A 20,513-nucleotide genomic window follows, 5' to 3' on the forward strand; every position below is an offset into this window, starting at 1 on the left:
AAAATGCTTTTGCGGGAATTTAGATTGATGCAGGATTGCTGTTTTTTTTAGAGAATACAATTGAGGAGGAATTATGAATGATAAAAGAAGTTGCTAAAGGTGGAAGTTATTTATTAGGTGATGTTGAAGCGAATTCAGTGTTTACGCCCGAGGATTTTTCTGATGAGCATAAAATGATATCTGCAATGACTGAAGATTTTGTAGCAAATGAAATCGCGCCAGTAGATGAGAGAATTGAAGCCCAAGATTTTGAACTTTTAGTTACTCAGCTGCAAAAAGCTGGAGAATTAGGTTTATTGGGAGCAGCTATCCCTGAAGCTTACGGTGGAACAAATTTGGATAAAATCAGCTCTACTTTAATTAGTGAGCAATTAGTACGTGGAAGCTCCTTTGCATTAAGTGTGGGAGCTCATGTTGGGATTGGTACTCAGCCCATTGCGCTTTTCGGGAATGAAGATCAGAAATCTAGATATTTACCTGATCTAGTATCGGGTAAAAAACTGGCAGCATATTGTTTAACTGAACCCTCTTCTGGGTCAGATGCATTAGGTGCAAAAACAACGGCTGTTTTAAATGAAGAAGGAACACATTATATTTTAAATGGAGCTAAGCAATTTATTACAAACGCAGCTTTTGCAGATGTGTTTGTTGTATATGCGAAAGTAGATGGTGAGAAATTCACTGCATTTATCGTAGAGAATTCATTTGAAGGGGTTTCTACTGGTCCTGAAGAAAAGAAAATGGGAATTAAAGGTTCCTCCACTCGTCCTTTAATACTAGAGGATGTAAAAGTTCCAGTAGAAAACTTATTAGGTGAAATTGGAAAAGGCCATGTTATTGCATTTAATATTTTGAACTTAGGTCGCTATACCTTGGGAGCAGGATGTTTAGGAACAGCTAAATGGGCGATTGACCTTTCTGTAGAATACGCAAAACAAAGAAAACAATTTGGCAAAGCTTTGACAGAATTCCCGCTTATTCAAAAGAAAATAGCAGATATGGCAGTATACACTTATGCAACGGAAAGTGTTGTCTACAGAACTGGCGGTTTAATGGATGATGCTATGAAAACGTTGGATGAGAACGATGAAAACTATCAAAAGGATGTAGTGAAAAAAGTTGCTGATTACGCATTAGAATGTTCTGTAAATAAAGTTTTTGCATCTGAGTGTTTAGATTTTGTAGCAGATGAGGGTGTGCAAATTCACGGTGGTTATGGCTTCACACAAGAATATAAAGTAGAGAGAATTTATAGAGACTCAAGAATTAATCGTATTTTTGAAGGAACAAATGAAATTAACCGTTTGCTAATACCAGACATGTTGTTTCGTAAAGCGATGAAGGGTGAACTTCCAGTGATGGAAGTGGCTGCAAATTTGGAACAGGAATTAGTGGCTTATATGCCTCCTATGGTAGATGAAGATACACCATTAGAAAAGGAAAAGGCAATGCTGGCTTCTGCTAAAAAAATCTTCCTAATGGTTGGTGGAACAGCGGTTAAGAAATACAAGCAAGCATTACAAGAGGAACAGGAAATTTTAGAGATTATTTCAAATCTAGCGATCCAAATCTATGCTCTAGAGTCAACGATTTTAAGAACTGAAAAAGCGATAGCTAAAGATGGAGTTGATAAAGCAAAACAAAAGTTAAACCTTACAACTACATTTGCGCATGAAAGTTTTGCAAAAATAGAATCATTGGCAAAAGAAGGCATTGTATCTATGGATGATGGTGATTCTGCATTAATGGTACTATCTATATTAAAAAAATTAGTTCGCTTCAAGCCAAAAAATCTATTACACATTAAGAGAGAAATTGCTGATAAGATCATTCAATCTGATCAGTATACGGTTTAGGTGTTATTATGAATGGGAGCATGAATGAAAAAGAGTGGAAAGCCTTTCAAAGTATGCTGGAAGAGAAAGTGAAAGGTACATTTATGGAACTCTTCAACAGTCAAATTACAGAAATAAATAAAGATCAAATCATAGGAACTTTTACAGTAGAACCCATTCATCTTAATCCGAATGGCATCATACACGGGGGCGTTCATGCCTCCGTGTTGGACAGTATCATGGGGCTGGCGGTTGTAGTTGCCCGTCCAAATGAAAAACTAGTAACTACAATGCTGAATATTCATTATCTAACTGCGTTAAAAGAAGGAACATTGGGAGTAAGTGCGAAGGTTTTGCATCAAACCAATCAAACGCTTACAACTGAAGGGGAAATTAGAAGTGAAGAAGGAGAGCTTGTTGCAATCGCAACAGGCTCATATCGAGTGATTAATAAATAGAGGTGGGTGATTCCATGGTATTTTCTATAATTCAGCTTTGTGCATTTTTATTGCTCACTGGATACGTATTTTATTTGTTTTATCACATCATGTACAGTCGATATTCATTTATTAAATTAGGAAAAGAAGAAGCATTACCACCGCAATATAAAGAAAGATTCAAACAGATTGCTGTGAATATGTTTGGCCATAAAACGTTATTAAAAGATAAAAAAAGCGGTATCATGCATTTAGTGATGTTTTATGGTTTTATTTTAATCCAATTTGGTGCAATTGATTTGGTTGGTAAAGGTTTGGTACCAGGCTGGCATTTGCCACTGGGTTCCTTTTATCCGACCTTTGTATTCATACAGGAAATTACAGTTTTACTTGTTTTATTAGCTACAGGGTACGCTTTTTACCGTCGATATGTTGAAAAGTTGGCTCGTTTAAAACGAGGCTGGAAATCAGGGATCGTCATCTTATTGCTTTCTAGTTTAATGCTTTCCATCATATTGTCTGGCGGGATGGAAATGATATGGAATGGGCATGAAGTGAGTGCTCTTCAACCGGTTAGTTCATTGTTTGTATTGGCATTTTCTTGGATGGGCAGCGCAGCTGCTGAAGCATTGTTTTATGTTTTCTGGTGGATTCATTTATTGATCCTTTACACGTTTTTAATTTATGTACCTCAGTCAAAACACGCTCATTTGTTTTTTGCACCTATAAATGTATTTATTAGAAAATTAGGTGTACCAGGCAAATTGAAAAAAATTGATCTTGAAGATGAAAATGCAGAATCCTTTGGAACAGGAAAAATAGAAGATTTCACACAAAATCAATTAGTAGATTTGTATGCATGTGTAGAATGTGGACGTTGCACAAGTGTGTGTCCAGCGGCATCAACAGGAAAGATGTTATCTCCTATGCATTTAATTACAAATATGAGAGATCATTTAACAAATAAAGGAGCTGCAATCACTTCACGTACACCGTGGATGCCTGCCTTTGCATTTGGAGGAACAACAGCAAATGAGCTAGCTGCTTCAACTGATACTGAGTTAGAAACACAGCTTGTAGGTGAAGTGGTTACAGAACAAGAACTTTGGGCTTGTACTTCTTGCCGAAATTGTGAGGAAGTATGTCCTGTAGCTAATGAGCATGTTGATAAAATTATGGATATGCGTCGTTATTTGGTGTTAACTGAAGGAAGCTTGCCTGCAGAAGCGGCACGAGCATTAAATAACATTGAAAGACAAGGAAACCCTTGGGGCTTGAACCGATTAGATCGTAAAAACTGGATGGATCAGCTGGACGATGATAATAAAGTATTAGAAGCACAAAAAACAGAGTCTTTTGAGTACCTATTTTATATAGGTTCCATGGGCTCCTACGATAAACGTGGTCAAAAAATTTCTAAAGCATTTGTTGAAATCATGAATAGGGCAGGGATTACTTTTGCAGTATTAGGAAATGATGAAAAGAATTCTGGTGATACTGCAAGGCGTCTTGGGAATGAATACTTGTATCAAATGCTCGCTGAGGAAAATGTTGAGATCTTTAAAAGCTATAATGTGAAAAAAATTGTGACAATAGATCCTCATGCATTCCATACGTTTAAAAATGAGTATCAAGATTTTGGATTGCAAGAGGATGTTAAAGTTTATCATCATTCACAGCTAATTTCAAAATGGATTGAAGAAGGAAGAATAAAGCCTAGTAAATCCATGATGGATAAGATCACTTATCATGACCCATGTTACTTAGGGCGTCATAATAATGAATATGAAGCCCCACGTCAAGCTTTATCCTCTATTCCAGGTGTAGAGCTTGTAGAGATGGAACGTTCTGGCAGCAACAGCATGTGCTGTGGTGCTGGTGGTGGAATGATGTGGATGGAAGAAACAGAAGGAACAAGAGTGAATGTTGAAAGAACAGAGCAAGCTTTACAAACAAAACCTGACCTGATCGCAACCGGTTGTCCATATTGTCTCACTATGGTTGATGATGGATTAAAAGCGAAAGAAGAAGAGAAGGTTCAGGCTAGAGACATCGCTGAGATTATCGCTGAGAGTTTGTAGGATAAGTAGATTGAGATAGATTAATTCTGGTTTTATAAACCTGTGGATGGCGGATTGCCTCCATGGGTTTTTTATGGTGAACATCGACATCAAGTCGTCAGCCGTTTTTCAAATCATCATGTCAATAAAGAGCACAAAATGACAGGTTTGAACTCCAATTTACTGTTAAAATAATTTTAAAGCAGAGGTGAAAATATATGAATATGCTTCAAAGCATGAATGAATGTATTGATTATATCGAAGATCATATCAATCAAAACATAGATCTAACCATATTAGCACGAAAATCACTCAGTTCAAAGTTTCATTTTCAACGTATGTTTCATATGTTAACTGGTTATACAGTCGCTGAATATATACGAAATAGGAGGCTGACTTTAGCTGCACAAGAGCTTGCAAATACGAATTCAAAGGTGATTGATATCGCTATAAAATATGGATACGAAACACCAGAATCTTTTTCGAAAGCTTTTCGTAAAATGCATGGCATTCCACCATCCCAAGTAAAAGAATCAAACGTTTCACTAGTTGCTTTTCCAAGAATTACATTTCACATTTCTTTAAAAGGAGAGAAACAAATGAACTATCAAATGAAAAAGAAAGATCGTTTTATAATGATAGGAAGAGGGATAAAAGTTCCTTTGTTGAAGGAGGAGTCAAGGAAACGAACATTAAATTTTCGTGAGGAAATGGAACAATCGGGAGCTGCCAAACGCCTTCTTTCTATTACAGGAGAAAAAGCTTTACTTGGAGTTATTATGGACATTGATCATGAAAGTGAGGATTTTACGTACTTTGTAGGCTCAAAAATGAATGACAATAACATCCAAATCAATGATGAGCAGAAGGTCATTCCTGCTGCTTCTTGGGCTGTTTTTGATTGCATTGGAACGTCTCCTGAGGAAATTTCAGAAACATGGGACCGCATATATACAGAATGGTTTCCTTCTACTGGATATGAGCAGCTTGCAGGAGTACCCGAAATCGAGCTAATTCCTATGAGTGATACGATAGACACTAATGATCAATGTGAAATTTGGATTCCTATTAAAAAGAAATAAGAGTAATTAGAAATATTAAAAATCTATTAACTATTGGTGGAGGGAAAAGAAGATGAAAATATCAACAGGAATTGAAATGTTGGAGATAGAAAGAAAAAACTTTATGGGGCAGGATATGATCATCCATCCTACTCTTATTTGGGATCATGAAATAGCTGTTTTGGTAGACACTGGTTTTATTGATCAAAAGAGTGTTTTTTTAGATCAATTTGAGAAAACAAATGTACCTTTTGAGCTTCTCAGAAAAATTATCTTAACTCATCATCATTTTGACCATATTGGCAGTATATCTGATTTGTTAGCAGAATCTTCGCATGATATTGAAGTTTTAGCAAGCGAATTAGAGAGACCATTTATTCAGGGAGAGAAAAGCTTGCTGACAGATGAATTAGTATCTCAGATAGATACTTGGCCAGAACAAATGCGAAATCAATTTCTATCAGAGTTATCAGGTACAACTAAAGTGAATGTCAACAAAATAGTAATGGATGGGGAAGAGCTGCCTTATTGCGGTGGAATCATTGTCATTCATACCCCAGGTCATAGTAGAGGACATATTAGCTTATATCATAAACAAAGTAATACGCTTATTGCTGCAGACGCAATGGTCGTTCAAGATGGTCAGTTAGAATTAAATCCACAATGTTCGGATATAGAATTGGCTCAAAAATCATTAAGTAAGTTCACACAATATGATATTGAAGCCGTTATTTGTTACCATGGTGGTTTATTTAAAGAAAAAATAAATGAAAGAATAGTTAAGTTATTAAAGAATGTTTAATAAACTAAACTTGATTTTGCCCTCTTTAGTTCCTTCAATAATTTTATAACTCCCTCTTTGATTTGTTCTTTATTTGTTCTAGTAATGCTAATATGAAGTATTTTTTCTCTATTTAATAATGAAATATAATTTTCATCCACAGGAACTAGTATTACTTTTTGTTTTTCTAAATTCTGAATCACTTTTTTTATATTGATAGATTGATGTACTTTAATGTGTGTATAAACGCCAGAAGTAAGCTCTGGATACGTTATTAAATCCTTATCTCCATACTGTTTCAACATTTCATTTAAATATAACAATCGATTCGTATAGGTTGATTTCATTTTTTCTTTATGTCTTTCAAACATCCCATTTTTAATATAAATTTCTAAAGCAGCTTGTGAAATCATGGAAGTATCGATATCCGTTAATTTTTTAAATAAGTAAAAATTTTCTTTTAAAGTCTCAGGAATAACTGCTGCTCCTACACGAAGACCAGGAAAGATCATTTTCGCATAACTTTTTAAATAAACTACGTGTGAAACAGGACTATATGCAAAAATAGGGTCTGATTTTTGATTTGACTCTATATCTGCTAAGTAATCATCTTCAACAATATATACATCATATTTTTTAGCTAAATCCGCAATGGTTTTTTTCTGTTGTTCTGTATAGGAAGTACCTAGCGGATTATGATAACGAGGGATGGTGTAAAAGAACTTAATCGATTGTGTTTTAAATATTTGTTCTAATTCATTTAAATCAATTCCCTCGGCATCACGTTTTATTCCCATTATAGGTATACCTTGTAATTTTAACAATTTAATAAAGTTATGATAGGATGGCTCTTCAATCAGTATTGTAGTTTTTTGATTCGGAAACGGCATGGTTGCTAATATTGCCAACGCCTGCTGAACACCTGAGGTTATAAAGATGTTCTCCTGTTTTGTAAACACTTGATAATTAGCAAGGTGGTTTTCAAGTACGCGAATGAGCGGAGAGAGCCCTCTAGTTAATGTGTATGTAAATAGATCTTCTTTATAGATATCTATGGCTTTATTGATACAATGCTGAAAATCTAAATATGGAAAAACAACAGGATCTGGAGCAGCTGATGAAAAATCTATATTCTCTTTATGTAAATATGTTGATTTGTTTACTTTACGTTCCACGACGAAATAACCGCTTTGTGGAATAGAATAAATGACATGTTTTTTTTCTAGTTCTTGATACGCATGCACGACAGTGCTTTTACTGCATCCAAATTGTATTGCAAGTTCACGAATGGAAGGCAGTTTTTCCCCTGAAGATAGTTCTCCGGTCGTAATCCTACTTTCGATTTCATTCATCATGTTTTCAAACTTTTTCATCCCATCCCAACCCCTTTGTACTGGTACAGTTTTACTTTTATTCGATTGTTCCTCCATGTATTTCATACTAAAATCAAATTACTTACGAAAAGTAAGACAGCTTGGAGAGACTTAAATAGAAGTTATTGATCTTATCTTACCATACGAAAAATAGGAAGGAATTGAAGATACTTAGACATTATTGATTTTAAGAAAATGGAGGAGGACTTATAAATGAAAAACAAAAATACTTTGCCAGTATTGGCGGGATTATTAGGCGCAATAATTATAGGATTAAGCTTTTTGTTTTTAAAAAATATTGTGAATGAGGCTTCAATATTATCTATACTTTCATTTCGTTTTACAATTGCCTTTTTCACGATGTCAATTTTCGTTTTTTTTAAAGTTGTAAGAGTAGATTTTCGAAATAAACCTATTCTACTTTTGCTTTTATTTTCATTTATTCAGCCTGTGTTAGCTTTTTCTTTTCAGACTTATGGCATGAAGTATGCGACCTCAAGTGAAGCTGGTGTGATTACGGCTCTACTGCCAATCTTTGTTATGTTGCTTGCTTCAATATTTTTAAAAGAACGAACTTCTTTGATTCAGAAAGGATCTATTTTATTATCTGCTGGTGGTGTTTTATTTATCGGATTCATGAGTGGTGTGGAAGGGGATGCAAATATGCTTGGATTCATCCTTATCATTTTGTCTGTATTGTCCATGGCTGTCTACTCTGTTCTTGCTCGCAAATTTTCAAAACAATTTACTGCATTAGAACTGACTTATGCAATGATGGCTATTGGTATGATTATGTTTAACTTTATATTATTGATCTCACCTGAAAAAATGGATTACTCTCTTATTCTTCAACCAGACTTTATGCTTTCCATCATCTACTTGGGCTTTTTTTCCTCTGTAGTCTCATCCTTTTTGACCAACTATATGATTGCAAATATGGGTGCTTCTAGATCTGGTGTATTTATGAATCTTTCAACTATAGTAAGCATTATTGCGGGGGTATTTATATTAAACGAAGCCTTTTATACGTATCATTTAGTCGGAACTATATGCATTATAGTCGGTGTTATCGGAGCTAATATGAAAGGAATCCATACAGGGGTGTCAAATAAACCGATTCAAGGTTCACCAGTTCACCATTTGAAGTGAAATCGTTAACGCAAAACATTAAGGAATAAACAATTAATTAATTGGGGGAATTATCATGAATATTAAACAATCTGTATTTGTATATTTTTGTGCTATTTTATATGTGTTTATCACTGGATTATCGTACTTGTTTACAAAAGTTGCTCTTGAGATTACAGATCCTGTGGATACATTAGCACATCGATTTACATTTTCATTTATTGCAATTTTGATTCCAATTTTTTCAAATAAAATTAAAATTCAGATTAATATGCAAAGAATGAAGAAGTTATTGCCACTAGTTATTGTGTATCCTGTCACATTTCTTGTATTTCTAACTTTTGGTCTGGAGTTTGCAACATCTTCTGAAGGAGCTATTTTACAAGCTTCTGCACCTATTTTTACTATGATTCTAGCTTCTGTTTTCTTAAAAGAAAGAACGAATTTCCTGCAAAAAAGCTCTATTATTTTATCTGTGATCGGTGTGGCTTTTATTTTCATTATGAAAGGTACGGGTGTACAATTTAATAGTTTAACTGGCATTATTTTATTGTTATTAGCCGCTGTAATTTTTGCAGGTTACAGCATACTTTCGAGATTCCTATCCAAGGATTTCAAACCATCCGAGATCACCTTTTTTATGTTAGCTGGCGGATTTATTTCTTTTAATTTTGTAGCTATAGTAAAACATTTAATGGATGGCAGTATTCGTTCTTTGTTCGCACCGGTGATGGATATTGAGTATTTTTCATTGATGATCTATTTAGGTATCTTATCTACATTAGTAGCTGCATTGTTGGTGAATTATGTACTATCTAAATTAGATGCGGCGAAGGTTATGGTATTTGCGAACCTTTCTCCAGTCATTTCAATTATTGCGGGAGCCATTTTTTTAGGGGAAAGCATATTCTATTATCATATTATTGGTACAATCATGATTATTGCAGGAGTGCTTGGTACAAATGTTTTCAGTAAGAAGAAAATAACGTTCCGAACAAAAAAAAGAGTACTCAATAAATCTGTTGGATCTTCTAGTTAGTCTCCTGCTCCAAAGATTATTTCTCTCAGTCAAAAGTTGTATGTTTCCCTAATCCTTATGGTCGTGGCTATTGATTCAGATCCTAGTTATCATTATTAACAAACAAACTTATGATGATGTAAAGAGTTTAGTAGGGCGATATAGCAGATGAGGGATTAACATGAAGAATACAAATGTATATTCAAATTTACTTAGAAGGAATAAACAATATAAAAAACTTTTTTTAGCACAAGCAACGAGTACAATAGGTGATTGGTTTAGCACTATTGCTTTATTAACTTTTGTTTATGGGGTTACAGAGTCACCCTTAATGGTTAGTTTAACACTCATCAGTAAGGGGCTGCCCCAATTATTGTTTAGTCCTTTTGCAGGTGTATTCATTGATAGAACAAACAGAAAAAAGATTTTAATCATTACGGATATGATAAGAGCTGTTATTGTATTGGGACTCCTATTTGCAGAAGCTTTTGTATATATTGTGTTTATAGTAAATGCTTTGATGGCGATATGTTCAACCTTATTTAATCCCGCAAGGCAAAGTGTAATCCCTAAGTTAGTAAAGAAAGAACATTTACCTGTAGCCAATTCATTATCAAGCTCTATGCAGGCAATCTCTGCAATCCTTGGTTCTAGTATTGGTGGAATTGCACTAGGCTTTCTAAGTCCTAACATCGCTTTTGTGTTAAATAGCATGACCTTTATCATTTCAGCTTTATTCATAAAGTATACCGTAATTCCCCAAGCAGAGAAAAAACAAGAAGCCACTAAAATTGGTTACTTTAAAGATATGGTGGATGGTTATAAATTTATCATTCAGACTCCTATCATATTAGGTTTGATTTTAGTCGGAATGTCATGGGGGATTGTTGGTGGGGTTTATCAAATCCTACTTACCATTTATGGTTCTGATGTGTATCAACTAGGTAATAATGGCATCGGCATCTTATATGCAATACAAGGATTAGGAGTTTTGATTGGGAGTGTTTTTGTAGCAAAGTATATGTCATTGGATACTGAGAGAATGAAAAAATATTTTGGCTGGTCATATTTGTTACAGGGCATCTTTTTTATTTTGTTTGCTCTTTCTGTAAATCTTTTTGTTGGAATTCTTTTTCTTTTATTGATGCGCATTGCAGGAGGGATTATTATCCCATTAGACTCTACATTAATTCAAACGTATTCACCTGATGACCAAATAGGGAAAGTGTTTACGTTACATTACGCGGTTTATGGATCATTGTTTCAGCTCTCAATGTTTTTAACAGGTGTTTTACTAGATTATTACTCTCCTCAAGTTATCGGTGTAGTGTTCGGGATCATTTGTGTGTTTACTAGTAGTATCTGGCTTGTGCTTTTATATCAAAATAAGTTAGTGGCTTATAGATGAGTGATAGCCAATATGATAAACAAGAGATCCATAGAAATAATGGTGCTCCTGTTCATCATATTTAACTAAAGTAACCGTTAGTGTAGAAGCAGATTTCATTAAAGTTGTGCTTAATGATGGAACAATCGTGTAGATGTGAAAGCCATGATCATTTTATATTCATTTGCTGCTTGAATGATTTGATCATCATTTGCTGAAAATCCTGATTGTGCGATGTACTTAACACCACTTCTTGCAGCACGGTCAATATTATCCCTAAATGGCAAGTAAGCATCCGATGCATAAGATACATCTTCAAGTCGCCCAATCCATTCTTGTTTCTGTGTTTCAGTAAGTCGATTTGGGATAACTTTGAAGTTATTCTCCCAGTTCTCATTTTCAATATGTGTCATTTGATTATTTATCCAGCCGTCAATTGCATTATTCATTTCTGTCCGTGTTATTCCAGTGTGGTAGTCAAACTCTTTTATTATTGGATGTTGTCGTAGCCACCAATTGTCAGCTTTATCAGCTGCTAGTCTAGTGCAATGGATTCTTGATTGTTGTCCTGCACCAATACCAATGGTCTGCCCATCAAGTGCAAAACAAACTGAATTAGATTGAGTGTATTTTAGCGTTATTAACGCAATAAGCAGATCCCTTCTTGCATTCTTTGGGATTTCTGTTAACTCCGTGACGCAATTTTCTAAAGAATCCTGACCCATTTTCAGATCATTTCGATCTTGTTCCAGAGTAATTCCATTTACCGTTCTTGTTTCTTTGAAAGTAGGCACATAATCAGCATCGATCTCTATGATTAGGTATTTCCCCTTTTTTTTCTGTTTCAGGATCTCAAGAGCATCATCATCATATCCAGGGGCAATGATTGAATCTGATACTTCCCTCTTTAATAACTTTGCGACCGTAACATCAACCTTTTCACTGAAAGCAGCACAGTCACCAAATGAAGACATTCGATCGGCTCCTCTTGCCCGAGCATATGCAATCGCTAAGGGAGATAACTCAGTATCTTCTACAAAGTAAGATCTACATTGTGATTCGCTTAATGGACTATAAACAGCTGCTCCTGTTGGGCTGACATGTTTAAATGAAGCTGCAGATGGTAGCCCAGTAGCTTCATTTAGTTCAGACACCAACTGAATGGCATTAAGAGCATCCAAAAAGTTAATATAACTTGCTTCACCATTTAATATTTTGATAGGTAACTTTTCTTCACAGTAGAGTTTTGCGTTTTTCTGATGTGGATTCATACCGTACTTTAAATAAATAGAACTCATTAGTATCCCTCCATAAAAATAAAAGTACCTGATTAAATATCAGATACTTTGCCCAGGCGTACGGCGATATAATTATGTGCTTCCTCGTGGTTTTCTCCACGTTCACGCCAGTTGCACATAACAAACATTTACTTTAATTATAGGTTCATATTTATTTTATTTCAAGTTTCCATTGACATCTTTATTTATAATTAGGACCACATCATTGAATCACATAATTTTGGAAATATGCTAAAATAGGGTGATTGTGAAAAAATAATCTTCAGATAACTATAGGATAGAAAATCAATTTTTTTATTAATTCAATTAAAATGGAGAGTTTTAAATGAGTAAAGTAGGAATTTATAAGGTAGATATTACTCCCCCTTTGGGTATTGAATTTATTGGATACCATAGACCAACAGGGGTTAGAAATATTGATGAACGTATTTATTCAACTGCATTTGTATTTGAAAGTAATAATCTTAAAACTCTGTTTGTTAGTATAGATAATATTGGTATGCTAGTAGAAGATACTATGGAGATTCGTGAAAAAATTGCAAGTGAATTATGTATAGGCATTGAGAATATCACTATTGTTTTTACTCATACACACTCTGGTCCCTCAACAGTCAGTAATAGTGAAGTAGTTAAGGCTTATAAAGCGATTCTTATTAAAAATACTGTTAATGCAGCTGTTAAAGCGGATGAATGTTTGCAATCTTCTGAAGTTGGATGGAACGTTACTTTAGGAGAGATAGGGGTGAATCGTAGAGAAAAAACACAAGAAGGACGAGTTGAAATGGGTACCAATGAAAGAGGAGTTGTCGATAAACGAATTGGGATTTTGGCAATTAGAAATCAAAATGATCAACAGCTCTTAGGGGCGATTGTATTCTGTACTGCACATCCAAATGTCTTAAAGTCAGACAGTGACATTCTGTCAGGAGATTACCCTGGAATGACAAGAAGAATACTCGAACAAATACTAAACTGCCCTATCATCATCGTACAAGGTTCGTCTGGGAACGTTAATGCAAAATATCGTGGGTCAATGAAGGAAATAAAGCAGATGGCCTACACCTTAAGTGGAAGTGTTCTAACTATGCTTCCTTCAATTACGTACAATAAAATATATAGGTTACACACGACTTCAGCTATTTTACCAATGAAATTAATAGAGATACCAGAACCAGAAGGGATAAAAAACATGGCGTCATTAGCCCAAGAACAATGGGGAGTAAATACAAACAATTGGCTTAAAAGTGTATTAGAAATGTATGAACAAAACAGCAGGCAATTAGTTATTGATCTAGAGATTCAATTATTCCAAATTAACGAAGGGTCATTTTCAGGCATCCCAATGGAACCTTTCTCAGAGTTAGCTCTTGAGATCCAAGAAAAAATGAATACTAATCTCACATTTTTTGGTGGTTATACCAATGGTTATCTTGGTTACTTACCTACAAGAGCAGCATATCCTTATGGTGGTTACGAAGTGGAACTTAATCCAGTAGTATATGGGCCTATTACAAACCTCTGGATGCCTCCAGTAGAGAATACAGCCCAAATGGTTGTTAATAAGGTACTCGAATTACACAATAATTAAAGTGTTTCTTATATGATATGAACTAAATAATTAAGGAACAAATGTTTATGTTTGATTTTCCACAATAATACGATATGGCGCATTACTCTAATAAGAGAAGCGTCTTTCTTCATTGAAAGAGTCATTTTACGGAGGGTATTCCATGAAAACAAAATTAATCATGCTTGAAGGTATCCCGGGATCGGGGAAAACAACAACATCTCAGTATATCAGTGAGTTATTAAGTGAAAAAGAATTATACAATGATTTGTACATAGAAGGTAATATAAATCACCCAGCGGATTTCGAAGGAATAGCTTGTTTGACTGAAAATCAATATAGAGAAATTTTAAGTAAATATACTGAGTTTGCTGATATTATAGAATCAATTTCTGATAAAGGAGTAAATAATAATATATATGAAATAACTTATATGAAATATAAGGATGTTATTCCTAATTCTCTATTAAGAGCATTAGAACAATATGATGTATATCATCTTCCGAATGAACTATATTGTCAGTTATTGCTTGAGCGTTGGGAAAGTTTTTCAGATAATGCCAAAAAAGAAAGTAAGATTACTATTTTTGATTGTGCATTTTTACAAAATCCTATTAATACATTGCTTGCACGTGATGATCTTCCGGTATCAGATATTAAGAGATTTATTTTTAAACTTGCCGACATAATCAAGGATCTTAACCCAGTTATAATTTATTATTACCAAGATAATATCGGAGAAAGTGTTAAAAAAATAAAGTCAAAAAGATCTACTGAATGGTTTGAACGATCTATATGGTATTATACAAAACAAAAATTTGGGGAAGTAAGAAATCTGAACGGGTTAGAAGGAGTAATACACTATTTAGAGATAAGGAAACAGGTTGAATTAGAAATAGTAAACAGTTTAACTATAGATAAATTATTATTAAATAATTCTTCCTTTGACTGGGAATCAATGTATAAAGAAATTAGAACGTTTATGGAAACAAAACTTTAAAGGGATGAAAGAGGTTATATAATGAAAAAAATAGGGTTTATTACTTGGGGACTGAGTATTATAATATAATTTAAAACAATTTGATGGATAATTAATCCAAAGCAAAAATTTTATTTATTTTCTACATACACTCATGTTTTTGACCCTATTGATGAGCATGGAGTAACTTATCTTGGGATCATGGGTCATTTTTCAAGGTATCCGATGGACAATTTGATTATCCATGGTGGTTAGAACCGTTTCATTGATAGATGCAAGTAAATAGTTCATGATTCTTTAGGGGAGTGTTAATGCTGAAATATATTGAGTTTGGAATAGGTAATACATGGTTTGTTAGAACTGAAACAGAATTAAGTGATGGCACAGAATTTGAGGAAAAAGGAATCGTTGGTCCTGTTAATTTCCAGTCCGCATATATAAGAATATGGATTTATAAATCTGTTTTTATTTTTGATTTGAAAAAAGGTTTCCGCTTAGGAAAGAAAGTAACAACTTTAAACTAATTTTTGGTATCACAAGTAGGTGATATAGCTAGATTAGCTTACCTATGATATAGAATTTTCACTAGTTAGGAAGTGATTGTTATGAAAGAAAAAGTTTTAATTACTGGGGCTGGCAGGGGACTTGGGTATGAACTAACTAAGCATTTTTTTAATCATGAGTATGAAATCTTCCCAGTTGTACGAGATCCTGATCATGCTGATAAGTTGCAAAAAGAGTTTCCTTCTTGCAAACCAATAATAGTTGATATTACAGAAGATTCATCCATGGAAAAGATTCAATCGACTGTAACAAAATATACCAATGTGATAGATATTGTGATTAACAATGCAGGAATACCAGGCAGAGAGTATAAGTTTGAAAAAGTCAGTATATCAGAAATGAATGAAGCGATTCAAATACATTGTTTTGGTGTAATTAGAGTTGTTCAAGCTGCATTACCAATATTGAAAAATGCTAAGAATCCAAGAGTGATTAATGTTTCTTCTCGATTAGGTTCTTTAACGAAAATGGCATCAGGTGAGTTTAAAAAAAGAAAATTTGCTTATTCCTATCGAGTGGCAAAAGCAGCTCAAAATATGCTTTCTATTTGTATGAGTAATGAACTCGAAGAGTATGGCATCAGTGTAAACTCCATTCATCCAGGAAAAATTAAAACAAGAACGGCTGCATCAGATGCGGATCTTGAACCACATGAAGCGGCAGAAAATATATTTAAATGGGTTGAAAAACTTGAAAAAGGTGAATCTAGGATATATGCAGAACCTGGAGTTGGGAAACTGCCGTGGTAATGTAAATATTTAACTTAAAATCTCAATTTTTGAATTGTTTTTAGGAGGGGAAGCAGATGATTGTAAAACGATTAAATTCATCAAATGCAATAGAATATAGAGAGTTAAGACTTGAAGGTTTGTTAAACTATCCTTCTGCATTTGGTTCTAGTTATGAAGAAGAAAAAGAGAGTAGTAATGAAGTATATGAAAATAGATTGGCATCAGAGTTTATTACTTTAGGTGCGTTTGAAAATGGACAGCTAACCGGCATTGTAACACTAGTAAAAGAAACAAAAATGAAATTAAAACATAGAGCAAATATTTATGCAATGTATGTCCGGTCTGTTGCGCATGGAAAGGGAATTGGAAAGAGTTTGATGATAGAAGCTATAAATAGAGCTAAGGAATTAGATGGTATCGAGCAAGTATATTTGAGTGTAAACAAAGATAATGTGGCTGCTAGGAGGCTGTATCTTTCTATGGGATTTGAGACATTTGGTATAGATAAAAGGTCTCTAAAGATTGAAGATACATATTACGATGAAGAACACATGGTGTTGTTCCTATAACATAGTTGTAAGTTAAATGAAATAATAGAGAAGAGGAACTTGTGATGTCAAATCAATTATTTGAAGGGGAACAATTAAAATTAAGAGCACTGAATGATTCAGATATTCCTACTATTTTGAAATGGTATGAAAATGCTGATTTTTTAAATTTCTTCTCTGCCGAAGCCGCAATTCCAAAACAAGCTCATGAATTCAAAAAATGGACTGAAGCATCCAATTCAAATGAATTTCGTTTTGCAGTTAGATTAAAGGAAACAGATGAGTTGATCGGTATGATAGAAATTGATGGTGTATTGTGGAATCATCGAACAGCATGGATATCAATGGCGATTGGAGATAAAGAAAACTGGTCAAAGGGTTACGGAACTGAGATGTTAACACTAGCTCTTCGGTATGCATTTAGTGAACTGAATCTATATCGTTTGCAGTTAACCGTTTTTGAGTTCAATGAACGAGCAGTTGCATTATATGAAAAACTTGGTTTTAAACAAGAGGGAACTTACCGAGAGTTTCTTGAGCGCGAAGGTAAGCGTTATGATATGTTTCTATATGGATTGTTAAGACATGAATATCATGCTAGGTAGAAAACACACCCTGTACAAGATACGGGGTGTGTTTTGTTATAATATTTTATTTAATTACGGCGTCTAATGCTACTTCAATCATTTCGTTAAAAGTGGTTTGTCTTTCTTGAGAAGTCGTTTCTTCACCTGTTAAAATATGATCACTTACGGTTAAAACGGATAATGCATTAACATCAAATTTTGATGCTAAAGTGTATAATGCTGTTGTTTCCATTTCTACAGCAAGTACACCATAACGAGCTAATTTTTCGAGTTGGGCATTGTCATTGTAAAATTGATCAGCCGTAAATACATTCCCGACTTTAATTTCGAGACCTTTCTCAACACCAGTATCATATGCTTTCTTCAAAAGATCAAAACTTGCAGTTGGAGCATAATCAATAGGGCCAAACTCAACACGATTCATTTGTGAATCTGTTGAAGAGGTCATGGCTAGAATGACGTCTCGAACTTTAACGTCTTTTTGAATTGCACCGCATGATCCAACCCGAATTAGATTTTTTACACCATAACTCTGGATCAACTCATTAACATAAATAGAGATAGAAGGGACTCCCATCCCTGTTCCTTGTACAGAAATGCGTTCATTTTTATATGTACCTGTAAATCCTAACATACCACGAACATTGTTATAACAAGAAATGTCTTCTAAAAATGTTTCAGCAATATATTTTGCTCTTAACGGATCACCTGGTAGCAGAATCGTTTCAGCGATTTCATTTTCTTTTGCTTCAATATGTACACTCATTTTCTTCAATTCCTTTACTTTTGTTTTTCAGAGTTACCTTCTTTTAGGTTGAAGTATATAACCTTGCTTAACCAATGTATCATAATCAATATTTTGATTCAAATAAGGTCATTTTGTGAATGAAATTTCCCCCTATTTTTATAGCTAAATTTCGTTTATAGTTTATAGTAGTGTAGTGAAATAGCTGAAACACTATGAGTGGAGTATTGATAGTAATTTGAGGTGATTTATATTGTTAATATATAATGCAAATGTTGTATGCTTAAATGATTTGATTGAACAAGGTGCAGTTTATATCCAGAATGGAAGAGTAAATAGGATCTTAAGTCATCAAGAACTGGATTCTTTTCTATTGAAAAAACCTGATCTATACAGCGTGAATGCTGGAGGTGCCTGGTTAATTCCTGGATTTGTAGATGTTCATGTACATGGTGGGAACGGATATGATTTTATGGATGCCACGGAAGAGTCTCTTCTGGGAATTAGTAAATTCCATGCTCAACATGGAACAACTTCAATGTTGGCGACAACGGTTACATCTTCAAAGGATAACATTGAAAAAGTGCTGAAATCTGTAGCAAGTTTTCAGGAGGAAATCCAACCTTTTGCTCAAGTCATAGGAGTTCATTTAGAAGGTCCATTTATCAGCCCCAATATGCCAGGTGCACAAAACCCAAATTATATCGTTCCTCCAAATGTGAATTGGATGAAGGAATGGACAGAGATTTATCCTAATATTGTAAAAATTTTAACTTTGGCACCTGAAGCAGACCATGCGATAGAAGTGATTGAATATAGCTTATCACAAGGGATTGTTATAGCATGTGGCCATTCAGATGGGACATATGAGGAAATTTTAAGAGCAACGGAGGCTGGTTTAACCCACTCTGTTCATATGTATAATGCAATGAGAGGTTTTCATCATAGAGAACCTGGTGTAGCAGGAAATATATTAGTCAATGAAGGATTGAGCACTGAAATTATAGCAGACGGAGAACATGTTCATCCTGTTTCCATTCAATTATTAACTAAATTGAAAAACAAAGATAATTTACTTCTAATTACTGATGCAATGTCTGCAGCTGGTTTAGGGGACGGGACTTATAATTTAGGTGGACTAGAAGTTGTTATGAAGGATAATGTTGCAAGGTTAAAAGAAGGTGGGAATCTTGCAGGAAGCAGTTTAACGATGATTGAAGGGTTTAAATATATGGTGAACACAGTAGGATTGTCTGTTTCAGAAGCTAGTAAATTAGCTAGTTATAATCCAGCAAAACTGTTGGGTCTTGAATATGAAGTTGGAAGTATAAGAGAAGGGTATCAAGCAGACCTGTTATTGTTAACAAAAGATTTAGAGATAGAAAAGGTATGGAAAAGAGGGGAACTAATAGAGTTTTAAACTATAATGATATTTGTAAAACTTTCTCATGGAAAAATAAAGTAATGAAAAGTATAATGAATTGAACGGAATCAATTTAAATAGAAGGTTGGTTGAATTAATGGGTGGACCAATAAGTTTGCTAATCGGACTTCTGATATGGGTTATTTCTATTTTGATAATCAGTAAAATTTCTAAACAAAAAGAATCGGAAATTCATATGTTATGGAAGATCATTGTATCTTTCTTTGGACCGTTCGGTGTTTTAGCTTATTACTTAAAAGTTAGATAGTCATTAAAGTTGTATCATGTTCATTGGAACATGATTTTTTTTGTGCTTTTTTTTTATAGTATATGGAATGGAAATGTATACATAATAAAGACAATGATAAAGAAGTGACAGTTCTTTTCAAATTATTTTTTATAGGGGTATGGTCATGGAAGTCATCATTGCAGTTTATTATGTTTTATGGTTTTTTTCCATTGTAGGGCTCATTTGGCTTTGGGCTGATGCTACTGAAAAAAGAGGAACGAATATTGGATGTTTATGGGCCTTGGTCGTTTTGATCCTCGGACCGATTGCTTTTATAGCCTATTTGTTTGTTAGAAAGGCAGATTAATTAACTATTAAATGAATGTTAGTATATGGGGGCAATAGCTCATACAAAACATCTTTCTCTTGTATAAAATAGTTAATCAAATTATAAAAGAGGAGAGGTTTTAAATGAGTATGAAGGAACATCCTTTTATCACCTCAGATCAAGATTCACCAAACCAAGGAATGGAAGAATCACTAACTCCATTAATAACAGTAGACATTCTTACAGTTGAAGTGTATATATGTCAACCTGGAAGCAAGTGAAATTGGATTCTTCAGTGGATTATTGAGAGATTGCAGTTTCTGGTAACATTTTTTCAACTGTAGCTTCTGGACTTCTTCGTAATAATATACCGTTAGCTAGACAAAGTGATCAGATTGTATCAACAAATTCAACACAGGATATTGGAACTATTC

General features: G+C 34.1%; 19 protein-coding genes, 1 pseudogene and 1 riboswitch. Of the genes and pseudogenes, 17 read left to right on the plus strand and 3 right to left on the minus strand.

The features are described from left to right. The first annotated feature begins 77 nt into the window (after positions 1-77). From Q5Y73_RS02340 to Q5Y73_RS02360, 5 genes are all read left to right on the plus strand, one after another. Positions 78-1,856 carry an acyl-CoA dehydrogenase FadE gene (locus tag Q5Y73_RS02340; RefSeq protein WP_305990233.1) on the plus strand — a complete coding sequence of 593 codons (1,779 nt, stop codon included), beginning with the start codon at positions 78-80 and terminating at the stop codon, positions 1,854-1,856. 8 nt (positions 1,857-1,864) lie between these two features. Beyond that, positions 1,865-2,293, plus strand: a complete 429-nt coding sequence (locus Q5Y73_RS02345; protein ID WP_305990234.1) for a PaaI family thioesterase — start codon at positions 1,865-1,867, stop codon at positions 2,291-2,293. Positions 2,294-2,307: 14 nt separating this feature from the next. Next, positions 2,308-4,353, plus strand: a complete 2,046-nt coding sequence (locus tag Q5Y73_RS02350) for a (Fe-S)-binding protein (RefSeq protein WP_305990235.1) — start codon at positions 2,308-2,310, stop codon at positions 4,351-4,353. Between the two features lie 197 nt (positions 4,354-4,550). After that, positions 4,551-5,414 (plus strand): AraC family transcriptional regulator, encoded by an 864-nt coding sequence (locus Q5Y73_RS02355; protein WP_305990236.1) that lies wholly within the window; start codon positions 4,551-4,553, stop codon positions 5,412-5,414. Between the two features lie 52 nt (positions 5,415-5,466). Beyond that, the gene (locus tag Q5Y73_RS02360; RefSeq protein WP_305990237.1) at positions 5,467-6,195 is read left to right on the plus strand and encodes an MBL fold metallo-hydrolase; all 729 of its coding nucleotides are present in this window, start codon (positions 5,467-5,469) and stop codon (positions 6,193-6,195) included. Here Q5Y73_RS02360 and Q5Y73_RS02365 read toward each other — a convergent pair. Continuing rightward, complete coding sequence (locus tag Q5Y73_RS02365) at positions 6,192-7,547, minus strand: aminotransferase-like domain-containing protein (protein ID WP_305990238.1); 1,356 nt, start codon at positions 7,545-7,547, stop codon at positions 6,192-6,194. The genes Q5Y73_RS02360 and Q5Y73_RS02365 overlap by 4 nt on opposite strands. 213 nt (positions 7,548-7,760) lie before the next feature. On the opposite strand from Q5Y73_RS02365, the gene Q5Y73_RS02370 reads away from it, so the two are divergent. The 3 genes from Q5Y73_RS02370 to Q5Y73_RS02380 all read left to right on the plus strand — a co-directional run bounded on the left by Q5Y73_RS02370 (position 7,761) and on the right by Q5Y73_RS02380 (position 11,101). After that, positions 7,761-8,696, plus strand: coding sequence for a DMT family transporter (locus Q5Y73_RS02370; protein WP_305990239.1), 936 nt, complete (start codon positions 7,761-7,763; stop codon positions 8,694-8,696). 61 nt (positions 8,697-8,757) lie between these two features. Continuing rightward, the gene (locus tag Q5Y73_RS02375; RefSeq protein WP_371320158.1) at positions 8,758-9,714 is read left to right on the plus strand and encodes a DMT family transporter; all 957 of its coding nucleotides are present in this window, start codon (positions 8,758-8,760) and stop codon (positions 9,712-9,714) included. 160 nt (positions 9,715-9,874) lie between these two features. Beyond that, positions 9,875-11,101: an MFS transporter gene (locus Q5Y73_RS02380; protein ID WP_305990241.1), complete on the plus strand. Its 1,227-nt coding sequence runs from the start codon at positions 9,875-9,877 to the stop codon at positions 11,099-11,101. A 110-nt stretch (positions 11,102-11,211) separates the two neighbouring features. Here Q5Y73_RS02380 and Q5Y73_RS02385 read toward each other — a convergent pair whose 3' ends face one another. Continuing rightward, on the minus strand, positions 11,212-12,378 hold the full coding sequence (locus Q5Y73_RS02385; RefSeq protein WP_305990242.1) for a phosphoribosylaminoimidazolecarboxamide formyltransferase: 1,167 nt from the start codon (positions 12,376-12,378) through the stop codon (positions 11,212-11,214). A 43-nt stretch (positions 12,379-12,421) separates the two neighbouring features. Continuing rightward, positions 12,422-12,503: riboswitch (ZMP/ZTP riboswitch) on the minus strand. Positions 12,504-12,703: 200 nt separating this feature from the next. On the opposite strand from Q5Y73_RS02385, the gene Q5Y73_RS02390 reads away from it, so the two are divergent. From Q5Y73_RS02390 to Q5Y73_RS02415, 6 genes and pseudogenes are all read left to right on the plus strand, one after another. Continuing rightward, complete coding sequence (locus tag Q5Y73_RS02390) at positions 12,704-13,966, plus strand: neutral/alkaline non-lysosomal ceramidase N-terminal domain-containing protein (protein WP_305990243.1); 1,263 nt, start codon at positions 12,704-12,706, stop codon at positions 13,964-13,966. Positions 13,967-14,108: 142 nt separating this feature from the next. Further along, a complete protein-coding gene (locus tag Q5Y73_RS02395; RefSeq protein WP_305990244.1) occupies positions 14,109-14,945 on the plus strand; it encodes a P-loop NTPase family protein in 837 nt (278 codons plus the stop codon). Positions 14,946-15,238: 293 nt separating this feature from the next. Beyond that, positions 15,239-15,471, plus strand: a pseudogene (locus Q5Y73_RS02400) (DUF3977 family protein). 58 nt (positions 15,472-15,529) lie between these two features. Further along, positions 15,530-16,237 carry an SDR family NAD(P)-dependent oxidoreductase gene (locus Q5Y73_RS02405; RefSeq protein WP_305990245.1) on the plus strand — a complete coding sequence of 236 codons (708 nt, stop codon included), beginning with the start codon at positions 15,530-15,532 and terminating at the stop codon, positions 16,235-16,237. 56 nt (positions 16,238-16,293) lie between these two features. Continuing rightward, a complete protein-coding gene (locus Q5Y73_RS02410; RefSeq protein ID WP_305990246.1) occupies positions 16,294-16,788 on the plus strand; it encodes a GNAT family N-acetyltransferase in 495 nt (164 codons plus the stop codon). Positions 16,789-16,832: 44 nt separating this feature from the next. Continuing rightward, the gene (locus Q5Y73_RS02415) at positions 16,833-17,372 is read left to right on the plus strand and encodes a GNAT family N-acetyltransferase (protein ID WP_305990247.1); all 540 of its coding nucleotides are present in this window, start codon (positions 16,833-16,835) and stop codon (positions 17,370-17,372) included. Between the two features lie 46 nt (positions 17,373-17,418). On the opposite strand, the gene deoD is transcribed toward Q5Y73_RS02415, so the two are convergent. Next, on the minus strand, positions 17,419-18,120 hold the full coding sequence (gene deoD / locus Q5Y73_RS02420; protein ID WP_305990248.1) for a purine-nucleoside phosphorylase: 702 nt from the start codon (positions 18,118-18,120) through the stop codon (positions 17,419-17,421). A 232-nt stretch (positions 18,121-18,352) separates the two neighbouring features. Between deoD and nagA the strand changes: the two genes are divergently transcribed. From nagA to Q5Y73_RS02435, 3 genes are all read left to right on the plus strand, one after another. Next, positions 18,353-19,519 carry an N-acetylglucosamine-6-phosphate deacetylase gene (gene nagA / locus Q5Y73_RS02425; protein ID WP_305990249.1) on the plus strand — a complete coding sequence of 389 codons (1,167 nt, stop codon included), beginning with the start codon at positions 18,353-18,355 and terminating at the stop codon, positions 19,517-19,519. 416 nt (positions 19,520-19,935) lie between these two features. Then, positions 19,936-20,118 carry a hypothetical protein gene (locus Q5Y73_RS02430; protein WP_305990250.1) on the plus strand — a complete coding sequence of 61 codons (183 nt, stop codon included), beginning with the start codon at positions 19,936-19,938 and terminating at the stop codon, positions 20,116-20,118. A gap of 104 nt (positions 20,119-20,222) precedes the next feature. Continuing rightward, positions 20,223-20,360 carry a hypothetical protein gene (locus tag Q5Y73_RS02435; protein WP_305990251.1) on the plus strand — a complete coding sequence of 46 codons (138 nt, stop codon included), beginning with the start codon at positions 20,223-20,225 and terminating at the stop codon, positions 20,358-20,360. The last annotated feature ends 153 nt before the right edge of the window (positions 20,361-20,513 follow it).

This window comes from Chengkuizengella axinellae, from assembly GCF_030730905.1.
GTDB classification, from domain to species: Bacteria; Bacillota; Bacilli; order Paenibacillales; family KCTC-33759; genus Chengkuizengella; species Chengkuizengella axinellae.

Coding starts and splice junctions, on each gene's coding strand:
- Q5Y73_RS02380 (WP_305990241.1), top strand. CDS start 9,875: ATGAAGAATACAAATGTATATTCAAATTTACTTAGAAGGAATAAACAA.
- Q5Y73_RS02385 (WP_305990242.1), bottom strand. CDS start 12,378: ATGAGTTCTATTTATTTAAAGTACGGTATGAATCCACATCAGAAAAAC.
- Q5Y73_RS02370 (WP_305990239.1), top strand. CDS start 7,761: ATGAAAAACAAAAATACTTTGCCAGTATTGGCGGGATTATTAGGCGCA.
- Q5Y73_RS02355 (WP_305990236.1), top strand. CDS start 4,551: ATGAATATGCTTCAAAGCATGAATGAATGTATTGATTATATCGAAGAT.
- Q5Y73_RS02360 (WP_305990237.1), top strand. CDS start 5,467: ATGAAAATATCAACAGGAATTGAAATGTTGGAGATAGAAAGAAAAAAC.
- Q5Y73_RS02395 (WP_305990244.1), top strand. CDS start 14,109: ATGAAAACAAAATTAATCATGCTTGAAGGTATCCCGGGATCGGGGAAA.
- Q5Y73_RS02405 (WP_305990245.1), top strand. CDS start 15,530: ATGAAAGAAAAAGTTTTAATTACTGGGGCTGGCAGGGGACTTGGGTAT.
- deoD (WP_305990248.1), bottom strand. CDS start 18,120: ATGAGTGTACATATTGAAGCAAAAGAAAATGAAATCGCTGAAACGATT.
- Q5Y73_RS02390 (WP_305990243.1), top strand. CDS start 12,704: ATGAGTAAAGTAGGAATTTATAAGGTAGATATTACTCCCCCTTTGGGT.
- Q5Y73_RS02435 (WP_305990251.1), top strand. CDS start 20,223: ATGAGTATGAAGGAACATCCTTTTATCACCTCAGATCAAGATTCACCA.
- Q5Y73_RS02345 (WP_305990234.1), top strand. CDS start 1,865: ATGAATGGGAGCATGAATGAAAAAGAGTGGAAAGCCTTTCAAAGTATG.
- Q5Y73_RS02340 (WP_305990233.1), top strand. CDS start 78: ATGATAAAAGAAGTTGCTAAAGGTGGAAGTTATTTATTAGGTGATGTT.
- Q5Y73_RS02415 (WP_305990247.1), top strand. CDS start 16,833: ATGTCAAATCAATTATTTGAAGGGGAACAATTAAAATTAAGAGCACTG.
- Q5Y73_RS02410 (WP_305990246.1), top strand. CDS start 16,294: ATGATTGTAAAACGATTAAATTCATCAAATGCAATAGAATATAGAGAG.
- Q5Y73_RS02365 (WP_305990238.1), bottom strand. CDS start 7,547: ATGAAAAAGTTTGAAAACATGATGAATGAAATCGAAAGTAGGATTACG.
- Q5Y73_RS02430 (WP_305990250.1), top strand. CDS start 19,936: ATGGAAGTCATCATTGCAGTTTATTATGTTTTATGGTTTTTTTCCATT.
- Q5Y73_RS02350 (WP_305990235.1), top strand. CDS start 2,308: ATGGTATTTTCTATAATTCAGCTTTGTGCATTTTTATTGCTCACTGGA.